Below are 14,234 nucleotides of genomic sequence, written 5' to 3' on the forward strand. Positions count from 1 at the left end.
GAGTTCGAGACGCTCCACTACGAGGCCCTCACCCGAGAGCCCGCACCCACAAAGTAGCGGCAGAGAACCCGGGCCGATTCAGTGTTCGAGAAGGTCGCGAAGGAGACCGACAACAAGATCGCCTCCTGGGAGACCGACACCGCGATCGGCACCGGTCCCTTCAGCCTCGAGCTCGCGGACCAGACCCAGATCATCCTCGCCCGCAACGAGGACTACTGGGGCAAGGACTTCTACAAGGGTCTGCCGCCGATGACGAAGATCATCCACCCGATCTTCAAGTCCAACGAGGACGGCAACCTCAAGTTCCAGAACGGCGAGCTCGATGTCATGCAGCAGTTCGTGCCGCAGATCTGGAAGATGTGGGAGGCGGACAAGCCTGTGGGCACCTACCTGCAGGACAAGCCGTACTTCTCGCCCGGCTCCATGCCGATGTTCATGATCAACACCACCAAGCCCGGGCTCGATGACGTCGAGGTCCGCAAGGCCCTCGCCCACGCCGTGGACTACGGCTCCATCGCCGAGACCGCCATGTCCGGCTACTCCTCCCAGGTGCTCGCCTCGCTCGTCGTCCCGGACGGCGCCGAGGACGCCTGGCTGGATCGAGACAAGGCCAAGGCCGATGGCTGGACCTTCGACGCCGCGAAGGCCGAGGAGATCCTCCAGGGCGCTGGCTATGCCAAGGGCGACGACGGTTTCTACGCCAAGGACGGCGTGAAGCTCGGTCCCTGGAAGCTCATCACCCCGCAGGGCTGGACGGACTGGAACGCGGCGCTCGAGATCGTGGCCAAGAACTTCCAGGCCATCGGGGTGGACGCCTCGACCAACTTCCCGCAGCAGGCCCAGACCTCGACCGCCTTCCAGAACGGCGACTTCGACATGGGCTGCTGGTCGGTGGCCGGTACGAACCCTGCCGCCCCGTGGCAGCGTTTCAGCGACGTCATGAGCAACGTCGACATGGCACCGCTGGGTCAGACCGCCTACCGCAACTTCGGTCGCTGGGAGAACGACAAGGTCAACGATCTCCTGGAGACGGCTGCCGCTGCGCCCGACGACGCCTCCAAGAAGGAGGCGATCACCGCGCTCGACGATCTGTACCGTGCGGAGGTCCCTGCCTTCCCGCTCATGTACCGGCCCGATGAGTTCTTCGAGTTCAACGCCTCGAACTGGTCGAACTGGCCCACCGAGGACAACGACTACGCCCCGCCGATGTTCCGCGGCGCCGGCAACGACTGGCTCTTCAAGCTCAAGAAGATCGGCGGCTGAGGGAACCTGTGAATCTCGGCCGCTACATCGCCCAGAAGACGGTGTGGTACCTGGTCGCGCTGGTGGCAGCAGTAGGTCTGAACTTCCTGCTGCCCCGGCTCGTCCCGGGCAACCCCGTCGATGTCATCGTCTCGAACCTGTCCCGCGGCGGCTCCGTCACCAGCGAGCAGCAGAAGCAGGTCTATGAGAGCTACGTCCAGGAGTTCGGCCTCGACCAGTCCCTCTGGGCGCAGTTCCTCACCTATCTCGGGAAGGTGTTCACCGGTGATCTGGGGACGTCCTTCGCGTACTACCCGGCATCGGTCAACGACCTCGTGGGCCAGGCGCTGCCCTGGTCGATCGCCGTGCAGCTGCCGGCGATCCTCATCGGCTGGATCCTCGGCAACGTCGTGGGCGCGATCGCGGCGTTCCGCGGCGGCAACTGGGACCGCAGCGTGTTCACCAGCTCGCTGTTCCTCTCCGCCATGCCGTACTACTGCCTCTCGATCCTGCTGCTGTACGGACTCGCCGTCGTCGCCGGGGTGTTCCCCGTCGGCGGGGCGTACTCGCTCGGGCTGACACCGGAGTTCAGCCTCGCGTTCCTCTGGGATGCGGTCAGCTACTACTGGCTGCCCTTCCTGTCGCTCGTGGTCGTCTTCATCGGCGGCCAGGCCGTGGGCATGCGCTCGATGGCCATCTACGAGCTGGGCGGCGACTACGTGAACTACGCCCGGGCCATGGGCATCCGGGACAACAAGATCACGCAGTACATCTTCCGCAACGCGATGCTCCCGCAGATCACCGGCCTCGCTCTGGCGATCGGCACCCTCGTCGGAGGCGCGCTCATCACCGAGCTGGTCTTCAGCTATCCGGGCGTCGGTCTGCTGCTGTTCAACGCGATCTCCGCGAATGACTATCCCGTCATCCAGGCGGTGACGCTCATCATCACCGTCGCCGTGCTGGTGGCGAACTTCGCCGTGGAGATCGTCTACGGAATCGTCGACCCGCGCATCCGCGCGGCCAAGTCCGGGGAGAAGTGATATGTCGACGGTGAACACCTCCATGGCCGAGGAGACGGCCGCTCCGCGCGCGAACACCCTGCGCTCCTTCAACTTCTCCGGACGCTTCTGGATCTCCCTCGTGCTGGTGGTCTTCGTGGTCGCCCTGGGCCTGGCCGGGTACATCTACCCGACCACCGCCGGGGAGAAGGTCGGCTCGCTCTACGATGCGCCAGGTGCCGGCCTGCTGCTGGGCACCGACAACTTCGGGCACGACGTCCTGGCCGTCCTGATGGCCGGCACACGCACCTCGCTGATCATCGGCCTGGTCGCCGGGACCGTCGCGACGACCATCGGCGTGGGCATCGGGCTGCTGGCCGGTTATGTCGGCGGCTGGTTCGAGGAACTGCTCATGGGCGTCACCAACGTGGTGCTCGCGATCCCCTCGATCGTCGTGCTGATCCTCATCTCGATGTCGCTGCCCGAGAGCACCATCTGGTCCCTCGCCATCGTCATCGGGATCACGTCCTGGCCCTGGACGGCCAGGGCGGTGCGCGCGCAGGCGTCCTCGGTCGCCACCCGCGAGCACATCGACGTGGCCCGGCTCTCCGGGGCGCGGCTGGCCGGGATCCTGCTCAAGGACGTCCTGCCGTACATCCTGTCCTACGCCGTGATGGCGTTCGTGCTGCAGGTCGCCGGCGCCATCCTCGCCGAGGCCGCGCTGTCGATGCTGGGCCTGGGCCCGTCGGGCGCGAACTCCCTGGGCACCCAGCTCCACTGGGCGCTCGCGTTCCAGGCCGTCGCCAGCGGCGCCTGGTGGGCATTCCTCCCGCCGACGATCATCCTGACCCTCGTCTCCTTCGGCTTCCTGCTGCTGCAGGCCAGCCTCGACGAGGTGTTCAACCCGCGCCTGCGCCGCGGCAAGCGCAAGCAGATGAAGCAGGCCGCAGCCCGACGGGTCGAGGAGGCCCGCCTGCTCGCCGAGCAGGCCGTCTCCGAACCCGCCACGGCGCCGCCGGAACCCTCCGACCGAGCGAGAGCAGGTGAGAAGGCATGAGCATGACGAACACGCCATCGGGCACGACGTCATCCCCCTCGCGGTCGGGAATCCTCGCCCGCGCCGAGAACATCCGTTGTGTCTACGGCGGCGGCGAGGAGGACTTCACCGCCGTCGACGGAGTCTCGATCGAGCTCGGCGAGGGAGAGATCCTGGGGCTGGCCGGGGAGTCCGGCTGCGGGAAGACCACGCTGGGCAATGCGCTCGCGATGATCGCCACCCCGCCGCTGTACGTCCTGTCCGGGACCCTGGAGATCGACGGCGAGACGATCGACCTGTCGACGCTCCAGCCGTCGGACCTCACGCGGCATCGGCCCTACCGGGGGCGCACCGTCTCGATGCTCCCGCAGGGCGCGATGAACTCCATCAGCCCCACGCTGCGGATCAGCAGCCTGGTCCGGGACGTGATGCGGGCCCACGACCCGAAGATCACCAAGGACGAGGCGCTGGACCTGGCGCGGGAGCGGCTGAAGATGCTGGACATGCCCGTGCGCGTGCTCGACTCCTACGCGCACCAGCTCTCCGGCGGCATGAAGCAGCGCATGATCACCGTGATCTCGACGCTGCAGAACCCGCGCCTGCTCATCGCCGACGAGCCGACGTCGGCCCTGGACGTCTCCAGCCAGCGCATGCTGGTGGAGATGCTGCTGGAGATGGTCCAGCAGGGGATCATGTCGGGGGTGGTCTTCGTGACCCATGACCTGCCGGTCCTCTCCCAGGTCTCCGACAAGCTGGCGATCATGAACGCCGGGAGCATCGTCGAGTCCGGGCCCACGCGGCAGCTCGTCGAGGACGCCCAGCACCCGTACACGCGCAAGCTGCTGTCCTCGGTGCTCGATCCCAGCCAGGAGACGCGCAGGCGCGGCGTCGCCCGCCGTACGGCGGGCGCCACGACTCCCACGACCACCGAGGAGGTGGGGACGCCATGAACGAGTCCGCTGCAGCTGCTGCGCAGGACGCCCCGCAGGACGACATGATCACGCGCAGCACGACCGACGCCGAGATCCTGCTGTCGTGCCAGAACGTCACCAAGGAGTTCAGCGTCGCGGGGTCGAAGATCACCGCGGTCGACGATGTCAGCCTCGAGTTCCCCGAGTCCAGCGTGCTGGCCGTGGTGGGGGAGTCGGGCTCGGGCAAGTCGACCCTGGCCCGGATGCTGCTGCGCCTGATGCCGGTGACCTCGGGGACGATCACGTACCGCGGGCAGGACGTCACCCATCTGAGGGGCGGTGATCTGCGGGAGTACTGGACGGATGTGCAGGCGGTCTTCCAGGACCCCTTCTCCTCGTTCAACCAGTTCTTCACCGTGGGGTCCCTTCTGCGGCGCGGCCTCGCCCTCGCGAAGGTCCCCAAGGACGAGGCCGATTCCTTGATCGAGGAGTGTCTCGGCTATGTCGACCTGCGGCCCAAGGAGGTGCTGCACAAGTTCCCGCACCAGATGTCCGGCGGGCAGCGGCAGCGCGTCATGGTGGCCCGTGCCCTCATGATGCGTCCCAAGGTGCTGCTCGCGGACGAGGCGACGAGCATGCTCGACGCGACCCTGCGCGTGAACGTGCTCAACGTGCTGCACGATCTGAAGAACGATCTGGGCCTGACCGTCCTGTTCATCACGCACGACATCGGCCAGGCGTGCTATCTCGCCGACCGAGTCGCGGTCATGGAGCACGGCAAGGTCGTCGAGCGGGGCACGACGGAGGAGGTCATCTTCTCCCCGCAGGGCGACTACACCCGGCGGCTGCTCTCGGACGTGCCCGACCTGCGCGGCAGCCTCAAGACGTAGGGGCGAACAGCACCGCGAAGGTCTCCAGGGTGCGCTCGAGCTCCACGGTGGGCTCGAGCAGCCACTGGACCTGCAGGCCATCGGACGCGGCGATCAGGAGGGCCGCCATATCGGCGGGATCCACATCCTTCCGTACGTTGCCGGCGGCCTGCCCGGCCGCCAGGCGCTGCGTGAGATCCTCCCGGATCCGCGCGAAGCGTGAGCTGAAGAAGGTGTTCGACGGTGAGCCGTCCACCGCGAGGGCGGTGGCGACGAGCGTCGTGTACAGCTCCACCATGCCCGGCACGCCGATGTTGATCACGGCCGCCGTGACCAGCACGTCGAGCGCGGATCTGTCCTCGTACATCTTCGCGGTGTCGCGCTGGGACTCCGCGTGCTCGTAGACCGCGACCAGGAGCTGCTCACGGGAATCGAAGTAGTGCAGCAGCGCGGCATGCGAGACCCCGATGGCCGTGGCGATGCGACGCAGCGAGGTGCCGTCGGCCCCTCGCTCGCGGAACACCTCGATCGCCCGGTCGAGGATCTCCTGGCGTCGAGCCACGCCTTTGGAATACGAACCGGCGCGGCCGATGACGGTGGGCTCGGCGGCGGCGCTGGCTTCATCGGTGGACATGTCCAGAGGCTACCCGGACAAAACCTCCACGTGGAGGATTTGCGTGCTAGCGTTTCCCCCACGCCCCCACCGTGACGTGCGGCTTAGCGGGTGAAAACCGCCAGAAAGAAGGTTCGTCGTGGCCCTGCCCATCGCTTCCATCCAGCTCTATTCCTTGGCCGCCGAGTTCTCGGCGGACATGAACGGATCCCTCGACAAGCTCGCCGGCATCGGCCTGCGCACGGTCGAGGCCTTCGACTTCGTGCGTCGCCCCGCGGAGATCCGCGCCGCCCTCGACAAGGCCGGGCTGACCTCCCCGACCGGCCACGCCCCGCTGCTCTCCGACGAGCTGTGGACCCCGGACGGCTCGATCCCCACCCCGGCCAACGAGATCGTGTTCGAGGCCGCCGCCGAGATCGGCATGAAGACCGTCATCGAGCCGATGGTCGCCGCGGACCGCTGGCTCACCGAGGACGGCGTCAAGGACATCGCCGAGCGTCTCAACGCCGCCTCCGAGAAGGCGAAGGAGTTCGGCCTCACCGTCGGCTACCACAACCACGCACAGGAGTTCGTCGCCTCGTTCGACGGACAGACCGCCTACGAGCGCTTCCTCGACCTGGTCGACCCGACCGTCGTGATCGAGCTGGACCTGTTCTGGGCGCTGGCCGGCCAGCAGGACGCCGTGGGCCTCGTGAAGAAGCTCGGCGACCGCCTCGTCGCGATCCACGTCAAGGACGGCGTCGCGCCGGCCTCGAACCCCTTCGCGCCCGACGCCCCCACGTTCGACTCCTCGAGCCTGGACCAGCGCCACGCCGGGGACGGCGACGTGCCCACCATCGAGGCGCTGCAGGCCGCGACCGACCTGAAGTACGCCGTCATCGAGTACGACAACGCCCCCGGCGACGTCTTCGAGGACATCGCGGACAGCTACACCTTCCTGATCGAGAACGGCCTCGCAGCATGAGCGCCTCCACCGGGCCCGTCGGCGTCGGCTTCATCGGCGTCGGTGTCATCTCCGACACCTACCTCGAGCACCTCGGCTCCTTCCCGGACGTCGACGTGCTCGTGCTCGGCGACCTCGACACCGATCGTGCCCGCAGCCAGGCCGAGAAGCACGGCATCCCCGCCTGGGGAACCGCACAGGACGTGCTGGACCACCCGGGCGTGCAGGTCGTCGTGAACCTGACGATCCCCGCCGTGCACGCCGAGATCTCCGCGTCGGCGATCGCCGCCGGTAAGCACGTGTGGACCGAGAAGCCGCTGGGCCTGGACCGCGAGTCCACGTCGGCGCTGCTGAAGGCCGCCGACGAGGCCGGGCTGCGGGTGGGCTGCGCGCCCGACACCGTGCTCGGCCCGGGCGTCCAGACCGCCAAGCGCGAGATCGCCAAGGGCACCATCGGTCGTCCGCTGTTCGCGCAGACCTCCATGCAGTACCAGGGTCCCGAGGTGTTCCACCCGAACCCCGGCTTCCTGTTCGCCAAGGGCGCCGGCCCGCTGCTCGACATCGGCCCGTACTACTTCACCACTCTGGTGAGCCTGTTCGGCACCGTCGAGAAGGTCGCAGCCGTGGGGCTGAAGGCCAAGGAGGAGCGTGCGATCCAGGTGGGTCCGAACGCGGGGGAGACCTTCCCCGTCGAGGTGCCCTCCACGATCTCGGTGCTCACCCAGTTCGAGGCCGGCCAGACGGGCACGTCGCTGGTCAGCTTCGACTCGCCGCTCGCGCGCCAGGGCGTCGTGGAGATCCACGGCACCGAGGGGTCGCTCGTGGTCCCCGACCCGAACATGTTCGAGGGTCGCATCGCCTATGTGAAGCCCTTCGACTCCTTCGGCGAGCAGCCCCCGGAGCAGGAGTGGATCGAGGTCCCGCAGGAAGGCGTCGTCGCAGGCCGCGGCACCGGCCTGCTGGACATGGTCCGCGCGATCGCCGAGGGCCGCCCGCACGTGGCCAGCGGCGAGCTCGGCTACCACGTGCTCGACGTGATGCTCTCCGCCGAGGAGTCCGCAGCCTCTGGCGAGTTCGTCACCGTCAACAGCTCCGTGGGCGAGGTCCCGCTGGTGCAGGAGGGCTTCGACCCCTTCGCCAGCACTCTCTGAGCGGACCGGCGAGGTGCATGCGACCTCGCCGTGGACATGCCCCTGTCGCCCCCGCCGTCCGCGGGAGGAGGCAGGGGCATCGTCGTCGGCGGAAGCTTCTCACCGAGTGGGACGACGGCAACGCTGACCGGAGGCACCGTCTGCGGGCGACACCGTCTGCGGGCGGCGCTGTCGGCGGCGCGACGGGCCCCGCTCAGTGAGCGGCGAGCACACCACGCACAAGAGCCAGGACTGCTCCCGCCATCGCGATCACGACGACGACGCGCATCGCGGAGGCGCCGTCGATGCGACGTGAGAGCCGGTCTCCCACCAGGAGGCCGACGAGCAGCGCGACCAGCAGTGCGATCCAGCCCGAGGCCTCGAAGGACGGCAGAGCGCGCTTCGCGGCGAGGGAGGCGATGCCGAGCACCAGTCCGTGCAGCTGCGCGGTGGCTGCGAAATGGCGGTGCTCCCAGCCCGTAGCGCGGGCATAGACCACCATGCCCGGCCCGGACACTCCCGCGGTGACGCCCATGAAGCCCGAGGCGAAGCCGCCTGCGGCGCCCAGCGCGGCCGATGGAGGTGCCGTGCGGCCCCTCATCAGGATCGTGACGCCGAGCCCGAGGACGACCAGGAGGCTGACCATGATGGTCAGCGGGGCTTCCGGCAGCAGTGCGACGGCGAGGGCGCCGGGGAGGACGCCCAGCACCCCCATCGGGACCAGCAGCTTCGCGCGCGGCCAGTCCACGTCCCGCCACACCTGCACCAGGATCAGCGAGTTGGCGAGGACCGAGGCGGCGTTGACCGCGAGGATGCCCTGCAGCGGACCTAGGACGAGCACGAGGAACGGGGCGGACAGCAGCGCGAAGCCCATCCCGGTGGCGCGCTGGGAGATGGCGCCGATGAACACGCTCAGGGCCACGCCGAGAGTGAGGAGCAGACCGGGTTCGTCCACTCCGCACCTCGCTCTCCGATGTCAGGGATCCGTCGCTCGTCGGCCGCACTGCCGACCAGGCTCGCACACCGTGCACCGCGCCGCACGGCGGCTCGCGGGAGTTCCCGCTGTCGGGCAGGTGCCGCGTACCGGATGGCCGGACGGTTCCCAGAGCATGACTTCCGAGACCGATCGATGGTCCATTCGGAGAACTCCGTACTTCGGGGGAGCGCTCCCCCTAGTGTGGATCTCCCATGACGACGACCTTCAGGAGAAGACCATGGACATGTCGATCGCCCGCCGCACCTTCGCGACCGGAGTCGGGGCAGCTGCTCTCGGAGGAGCTGCCGCAGCGCGTGCCGCTCCCGCCTCGGCCGCACCCGTGAGAGCCGACGGCAACAATGCTCGACCGCTGATCGGCAGGGCAGGCCGCGACCGCCTCCATGTCATGTCGTTCAACATCCGCCAGGACACCACCCCCGAGACAGAACCAGGGGACCCCGATCATTGGCCGGACCGTGAACCGGTGCTGATCGATCTGCTGGCCCGTGAGGAGCCGACCCTTCTGGGCGTGCAGGAGGCGCAGTACACCCAGATGAGCGCGATCGACTCCGCCCTGCCCCGGCATCGGATGATCGGCTACGGGCGCAAGGGCGGCAGCAAGGACGAGCACTCGGCGATCTTCTACGACACGACCCGCCTCGAGGTGCTGGCCTGGGACCAGTTCTGGCTCTCGGACACCCCGGAGGTCATCGGCTCCGCGACCTGGGGGAACCGCATCACCCGCATCGTGGTGTGGGCGCGGCTGCGGGACCTCGCCAGCGGGGCCGAGTTCGCGATGATCAACACCCATTTCGACCACGAGTCCGAGCAGGCACGGATCAAGAGCGGCCAGGCGATGATCGACCTCTTCGACGGTGGTGAGCTCGACCAGCTCCCCACCATCGTCACCGGCGATTACAACTCACCCGCCCACGACTCCGGCGCCTACACGACCCTCGTCACGGACGGCCCCACCGTGGATTCCTGGGATGCCGCGGCCGAGCAGCTCACCCCTGCCTGGGAGACCTGCCCCGGATACGCGGAGGCGGTCGAGGGCGGCGACCGGATCGACTGGGTGCTGACCACGGAAGACATCACCACGCATCAGGCCGCGATCAACGACCACCGCGATCCCAGCGGAGCCTTCGCGTCCGATCATCTGCCGATGCAGGCGTTGCTCTCCCTGCCCTGAGAGTCCTCGCGCACGCACGGCTCGCCGCCCCGGGGGGAATCGGGGAGGCGGGCCGTGCCGTGCCGAGGTCCGACCGAGTGAGCTCAGCCGTCGGCGCGCAGATCGGTCCCGTACGTCGCGCCCGGATCGGCGACCGCGACGGCGAGCGTGGTGTCCGACTGGCCGTAGTACGCGAACCACCTCTCGCGGAACTTCACGAGACCCTCCACGAAGGTCACGTTCGAGACCAGCCCGTGCGTGTCCTCGAAGGTCTGCGGGCGCAGCCACGGCTCCTGGAGACGGGCGAGGACCGTCGTCGGGTTCGCGGGGTCGATGACGATCTGGCCGCAGCGGTAGTCGACCTCCCGCGTGCCGTCCTCCAGGTAGCGCCGGGTGGCGCCGTTGGTGAGCATCAGCAGGAGCCCGTTGTCGGTCAGCACCGGAGAGGTGCCGATCTCTACGAGGGCCTCGTCCCAGGTGCCCGGGGTGGGGGAGTACATCGGCTCCTCGTCGCTCGTGCCGGGGGTCCAGTGGATGAGGTCGTCGCTGGTCGCCCAGTAGATCCCGCCCTCTCCGAAGTACATCCACCACTTCCCGTCGATCTGCTGAGGGACGATCACGCCGGCCTTGGACCAGTTGAAGCCGCGCGGGTCCATGGTCTTGAAGGTGTCGAAGTCCTCGAAGAGCGGGCCGTGCTTGGTCCAGGTGCGCAGGTCGGGAGAGGTCGCCAGGCACAGCTGCGCGGAGCGTCGGTCCCAGCCCGTGTAGGTGAGGTAGTAGGTGCCCTCGATGTATGCGATGCGCGGGTCCTCGCAGCCGAAGCGCTCGTAGTCGTGCTCGGGCGAGAGGATCGGAGCGTTCTCCCGCTCGAAGTGGTAGCCGTCGTCGCTGAACGCGATGCCGACGTGGGAGACGATGTCCTCCGCGTGGGCCCGGTACAGCAGCACCACCTGGTCATCGACGACCAGTGCCGCCGGGTTGTAGAGGTTCGAGGACTCCCAGGAGTCGCCCTTGGGCCGCAGGATCGGGTTGTTCTCGTAGGGGGTGAAGGGGCCCAGCGGGAAGCGGGCGTCGCCGAAGAGGCTGGTGGCAGTCATGGGGAGGTCCTTTGCAGTGGGGGTCGAGGAGGAGAGCTGCGGCGGCTCGGCGCGGTGGCGCCGATCGCCTCCGCTGCTGCGGTCGCTTCAGCTGCGGCCGTATCAGTCGTATCGGTGGCGTCAGATGCGTCGGTCGTGTCGGCCGATCACCCCTTCACTCCGGCGCCGATGTCGGAGGCCGTGAAGTACTTCTGGAACAGGCAGAACAGGATCACGACGGGCAGCGCGAGGGCGCAGGCCCCGGCGAGGATCGCGCCATTGGGGTTCGCGACGGTCTGGGCGATGTTGGCGATGTAGTTCGCCAGCGCCACCGCGAGGGGCTGCATCGAGGCGTCCTTCGTGATGAGGAACGGCCAGAGGAATTCGTTCCACGGGCCGATGAAGGTGATCAGCACGACCGTCGCGATCGCCGGGCGCACCAGCGGAATCGCGATGGCCCACAGCACTCTCAGCTCGCTCGCCCCGTCGATCCTCGCCGCCTCGAACATCTCCTCGGGCAGGGCCAGGAAGAACTGCCGGAAGATGAACACCGCGGTGGTGTTGATGAAGAACGGCAGGATCATCCCGGCGTAGGTGTCCCCTAGCCCGTAGGAGCCGGCGACCTGCACGTACAGGGGGATCATGAGCAGCTGGAAGGGGACCATCTGCACTCCGAGCATGACCACGAACAGCACCCCGCGGCCACGCCAATGCAACCGGGACAGGGCGTACCCGGCGCTGAGGCCGAAGGTCAGGGTACCCAGCAGGACACCGGCGGTGAACACCACCGAGTTCAGCAGCGCACGCAGCAGCGGGAGCCGCTCGTTGATGCTGGCGAAGTTCTCCAGGGTCCAGCCCCCGGTAGGGAACATGCCCGCCGGGGTGGTGGTCGGGTTCTCCTGGAGGGCACCGACGATCATGAAGTAGAAGGGGAAGATGAACACCAGCGCCGCGAGCGCGAGGACCACGTACAGCGCGATCCGGGTGGGGGTGCGGGACCTCATGTCAGCTCTCCTTCGTCAGACGGGTGGAGGCCAGGGACAGCAGGCCGACGCCGATCACGAGCAGCACGCCGATCGCAGAGGCGACGTCCGGGTTCCCCTGCTGGATGCCCTTCTGGTAGATCATCAGCACCGGTGAGGTGGAGGCGCCATCCGGTCCGCCGCCGCTGGTCAGCAGATATGGCTCGGTGAACAGGTTCGCGCCGGTGATGATCGAGAGGATCAGCACGAGCATCGTGGTGGCGCGAAGGCCCGGCACCGTGATGTGTCGGAAGCGCTGCAGGATCCCGGCCCCGTCGGTCGAGGCGGATTCGTACAGCTCTTTCGGCACGTTCTGCAGCGCGGCGAGATACAGCAGGATGTAGAACCCCAGCTGCTTCCACGTCACGTACAAGGCGATCGACGGCATCGCGAGGGCGTCGTTGACCAGCCACGAAGGATCCGGGGCGAGAGGCCCGAGGATCGTGTTGACCAGGCCATCCTGCGAGAACAGCAGCATCCACACGCCGATCAGCGACACGCTCGCCGTCACGTACGGGACGTAGAACGCCACGCGGAAAGCACCGGCCCAGCGGGTGACCGCGTTCAGGGCCGAGGCGAACCCCATCGACAGGATGACCGTGAGAGGCACATTGATCACGAGGAACACCGCGATGTTGCCGAAAGACTGCAGCACGCGGGGATCGGTCAGGGCGGTGCGGTAATTCTCCAGGCCCACGAACGGATGGTCCATGTTTATGCCGGGGGCGGTGAACACGTAGTCGAAGAACGAGATGTACACGGCGTAGGCCAGGGGATATGCCATCACCGCGGCGAGGAACACGATGTACGGCAGGGAGAGTCCCAGACCGAGGGGCTGCTTCCCGAGCAGCCGACGCAGCGGGCTCGTCGGAGGGCGTAGGGGCGGGGCGGTATCGGGGGTGCTCATCGTGCTCCCTTCTGCACCAGCTGGTCGATCTGCTCGGCGGCATCGTGCAAGCCGTCTGCGACCGACTTCTTCCCGAAGATCGCGGAGGCGGAGAACTCGTCGCGGAACCGCTGCCAGATCTCGATGGCGCCGGACAGGTAGGGCACGTCGGCCACTCGATCGGCCTGATCGGCGAAGCTCGTGTAGTCGGGATGCTCGGCGAAGTAGTCCGGGTAGGTGGCGAGCAGGTCGGTGCGCAGAGGCATCTGACCGGAGAGCTCGAGCAGCTTGCCGTCCCACTCCTCGCTGGTGGCGAAGGACAGGAACTCCCAGGCCGTGAGCCGATTTCGGCTCGAGCTGAACATCGCGACGTTCTTGGAATCCGCGAAGGTGATGGTCTCCTCGGGGGTGATGCCGCCCGCACTGGGAACCGGCATGAAGCCGTAGTCGAGCTGATCCTTGTAGGTGGCGATCGCCCACGGCCCTGCCAGCTGCATCGCGGTGGTGCCCATCGTCATCGCGTCGTCCGTGGACTCCTCCCGTGGGGCGAGCCCTTCCTCGTACATCGCGCGCCACAGCTCGGCGACCGCCAGGCCGTCGGGGGAGTCGAACGTGGTCGCGTCATCCTCCACGAGGAGCGTGCCGTGGGTCTGGGCGAGGTACATCGGGTAGAAGTCGAACCATGGCTGGTAGAAGTCGCTGGTGGGCGCAGGCCAGACGGCTGATGCCGCGGCACCTGAGCTGACGATCTGCCGCGAGCCCTCGAGGAAGGACCCGAAGGTGTCCATTTCCGGGGACTCTGGATCGATCCCGGCGGCCGCGAAGATCTCCTTGTTGAACATGACCATCACCGGGTTGGACTTCCAGGGCAGCTGATAATAACCGCCCTGGCCGCCGTCCTCGGCGTAGTCGCGGGCGCGCTGTCCGGTGCGGCTCTCGATGTGCTCCCGGCCGCCCTCGAACGTGGTCAGATCGACCAGGCCGCCGGCACGCACCCAATCGGGCAGCGCCGCCGGGGACGCGTTGAAGACGAGATCTGCGGTGGTGCCGGCCACGATCGCGGCGGAGATGGCCTCCTCCGAGCTGGCCCCGGCAGGGACCTCCTGCAGCGTGACCTGCTCATCGGGATGCTCGGCGTTCCAGGCGGCGGTGGCCGCCTCGCCCCAGGCGAGCTCCTGCTCGTTGTTGGAGACCCAGATTCGGATGGCGCCACGGGTTGTCGCCGCCTGCGCAGGGTCGACCGCGCTGCGTGAGCAGGCTCCTGCGGCGAGGGTCAGAGGAACTGCGAGTGCTGTGGCGCCGAGAGCGCGCCGGGTGAGGGTCATCGTCGATCTCCTCGGTGGTGGTCGTGGTGGTGGGCG

General features: G+C 67.9%; 14 protein-coding genes. 8 read left to right on the forward strand and 6 right to left on the reverse strand.

Going from position 1 to position 14,234, the window contains the following annotated elements; genetic code table 11:
- Window positions 1-81: 81 nt before the first annotated feature.
- Genes ABD093_RS09200 through ABD093_RS09220 form a run of 5 tightly spaced genes read left to right on the forward strand, consistent with a single transcriptional unit; the run spans window position 82 to window position 5,077 of the window.
- The gene (locus ABD093_RS09200; RefSeq protein ID WP_343923934.1) at window positions 82-1,263 is read left to right on the forward strand and encodes an ABC transporter substrate-binding protein; all 1,182 of its coding nucleotides are present in this window, start codon (window positions 82-84) and stop codon (window positions 1,261-1,263) included.
- A gap of 8 nt (window positions 1,264-1,271) precedes the next feature.
- The gene (locus ABD093_RS09205; protein ID WP_343923936.1) at window positions 1,272-2,282 is read left to right on the forward strand and encodes an ABC transporter permease; all 1,011 of its coding nucleotides are present in this window, start codon (window positions 1,272-1,274) and stop codon (window positions 2,280-2,282) included.
- 1 nt (window position 2,283) lies between these two features.
- A complete protein-coding gene (locus tag ABD093_RS09210) occupies window positions 2,284-3,297 on the forward strand; it encodes an ABC transporter permease (protein WP_343923938.1) in 1,014 nt (337 codons plus the stop codon).
- Complete coding sequence (locus ABD093_RS09215) at window positions 3,294-4,226, forward strand: ABC transporter ATP-binding protein (protein WP_343923940.1); 933 nt, start codon at window positions 3,294-3,296, stop codon at window positions 4,224-4,226. The genes ABD093_RS09210 and ABD093_RS09215 overlap by 4 nt, the downstream gene beginning before the upstream one ends.
- Entirely contained in the window at window positions 4,223-5,077 is an 855-nt protein-coding gene (locus ABD093_RS09220; protein ID WP_343923942.1) for an ABC transporter ATP-binding protein, read from the forward strand. Before ABD093_RS09215 ends, ABD093_RS09220 begins: the two co-directional genes overlap by 4 nt.
- On the opposite strand, the gene ABD093_RS09225 is transcribed toward ABD093_RS09220, so the two are convergent.
- Window positions 5,067-5,690 carry a TetR/AcrR family transcriptional regulator gene (locus ABD093_RS09225; RefSeq protein ID WP_343923944.1) on the reverse strand — a complete coding sequence of 208 codons (624 nt, stop codon included), beginning with the start codon at window positions 5,688-5,690 and terminating at the stop codon, window positions 5,067-5,069. The two genes, ABD093_RS09220 and ABD093_RS09225, sit on opposite strands and share 11 nt — an antisense overlap.
- Window positions 5,691-5,808: 118 nt before the next feature.
- Between ABD093_RS09225 and ABD093_RS09230 the strand changes: the two genes are divergently transcribed.
- Window positions 5,809-6,633 (forward strand): sugar phosphate isomerase/epimerase family protein, encoded by an 825-nt coding sequence (locus ABD093_RS09230; protein WP_343923946.1) that lies wholly within the window; start codon window positions 5,809-5,811, stop codon window positions 6,631-6,633.
- On the forward strand, window positions 6,630-7,763 hold the full coding sequence (locus ABD093_RS09235) for a Gfo/Idh/MocA family protein (RefSeq protein ID WP_343923948.1): 1,134 nt from the start codon (window positions 6,630-6,632) through the stop codon (window positions 7,761-7,763). The genes ABD093_RS09230 and ABD093_RS09235 overlap by 4 nt, the downstream gene beginning before the upstream one ends.
- Before the next feature lie 193 nt (window positions 7,764-7,956).
- Here ABD093_RS09235 and ABD093_RS09240 read toward each other — a convergent pair whose 3' ends face one another.
- Window positions 7,957-8,697: a sulfite exporter TauE/SafE family protein gene (locus ABD093_RS09240; RefSeq protein ID WP_343923950.1), complete on the reverse strand. Its 741-nt coding sequence runs from the start codon at window positions 8,695-8,697 to the stop codon at window positions 7,957-7,959.
- Between the two features lie 154 nt (window positions 8,698-8,851).
- Between ABD093_RS09240 and ABD093_RS09245 the strand changes: the two genes are divergently transcribed.
- A complete protein-coding gene (locus tag ABD093_RS09245; protein WP_343923952.1) occupies window positions 8,852-9,910 on the forward strand; it encodes an endonuclease/exonuclease/phosphatase family protein in 1,059 nt (352 codons plus the stop codon).
- Window positions 9,911-9,993: 83 nt separating this feature from the next.
- On the opposite strand, the gene ABD093_RS09250 is transcribed toward ABD093_RS09245, so the two are convergent.
- From ABD093_RS09250 to ABD093_RS09265, 4 genes are all read right to left on the reverse strand, one after another.
- Window positions 9,994-10,986, reverse strand: coding sequence for a glycoside hydrolase family 130 protein (locus ABD093_RS09250; RefSeq protein WP_193117515.1), 993 nt, complete (start codon window positions 10,984-10,986; stop codon window positions 9,994-9,996).
- Window positions 10,987-11,132: 146 nt separating this feature from the next.
- Window positions 11,133-11,969 carry a carbohydrate ABC transporter permease gene (locus tag ABD093_RS09255; RefSeq protein WP_343923954.1) on the reverse strand — a complete coding sequence of 279 codons (837 nt, stop codon included), beginning with the start codon at window positions 11,967-11,969 and terminating at the stop codon, window positions 11,133-11,135.
- 1 nt (window position 11,970) lies between these two features.
- Complete coding sequence (locus tag ABD093_RS09260; protein ID WP_343923956.1) at window positions 11,971-12,894, reverse strand: carbohydrate ABC transporter permease; 924 nt, start codon at window positions 12,892-12,894, stop codon at window positions 11,971-11,973.
- Window positions 12,891-14,198, reverse strand: coding sequence for an extracellular solute-binding protein (locus ABD093_RS09265; RefSeq protein ID WP_343923958.1), 1,308 nt, complete (start codon window positions 14,196-14,198; stop codon window positions 12,891-12,893). The genes ABD093_RS09260 and ABD093_RS09265 overlap by 4 nt, the downstream gene beginning before the upstream one ends.
- Window positions 14,199-14,234: the final 36 nt, after the last annotated feature.

This window comes from Brachybacterium tyrofermentans (genome assembly GCF_039526165.1).
Classification (GTDB): Bacteria; Actinomycetota; Actinomycetes; order Actinomycetales; family Dermabacteraceae; genus Brachybacterium; species Brachybacterium tyrofermentans.

Coding starts and splice junctions, on each gene's coding strand:
- ABD093_RS09225 (WP_343923944.1), bottom strand. CDS start 5,690: ATGTCCACCGATGAAGCCAGCGCCGCCGCCGAGCCCACCGTCATCGGC.
- ABD093_RS09260 (WP_343923956.1), bottom strand. CDS start 12,894: ATGAGCACCCCCGATACCGCCCCGCCCCTACGCCCTCCGACGAGCCCG.
- ABD093_RS09250 (WP_193117515.1), bottom strand. CDS start 10,986: ATGACTGCCACCAGCCTCTTCGGCGACGCCCGCTTCCCGCTGGGCCCC.
- ABD093_RS09255 (WP_343923954.1), bottom strand. CDS start 11,969: ATGAGGTCCCGCACCCCCACCCGGATCGCGCTGTACGTGGTCCTCGCG.
- ABD093_RS09245 (WP_343923952.1), top strand. CDS start 8,852: ATGACTTCCGAGACCGATCGATGGTCCATTCGGAGAACTCCGTACTTC.
- ABD093_RS09215 (WP_343923940.1), top strand. CDS start 3,294: ATGAGCATGACGAACACGCCATCGGGCACGACGTCATCCCCCTCGCGG.
- ABD093_RS09235 (WP_343923948.1), top strand. CDS start 6,630: ATGAGCGCCTCCACCGGGCCCGTCGGCGTCGGCTTCATCGGCGTCGGT.
- ABD093_RS09265 (WP_343923958.1), bottom strand. CDS start 14,198: ATGACCCTCACCCGGCGCGCTCTCGGCGCCACAGCACTCGCAGTTCCT.
- ABD093_RS09210 (WP_343923938.1), top strand. CDS start 2,284: ATGTCGACGGTGAACACCTCCATGGCCGAGGAGACGGCCGCTCCGCGC.
- ABD093_RS09220 (WP_343923942.1), top strand. CDS start 4,223: ATGAACGAGTCCGCTGCAGCTGCTGCGCAGGACGCCCCGCAGGACGAC.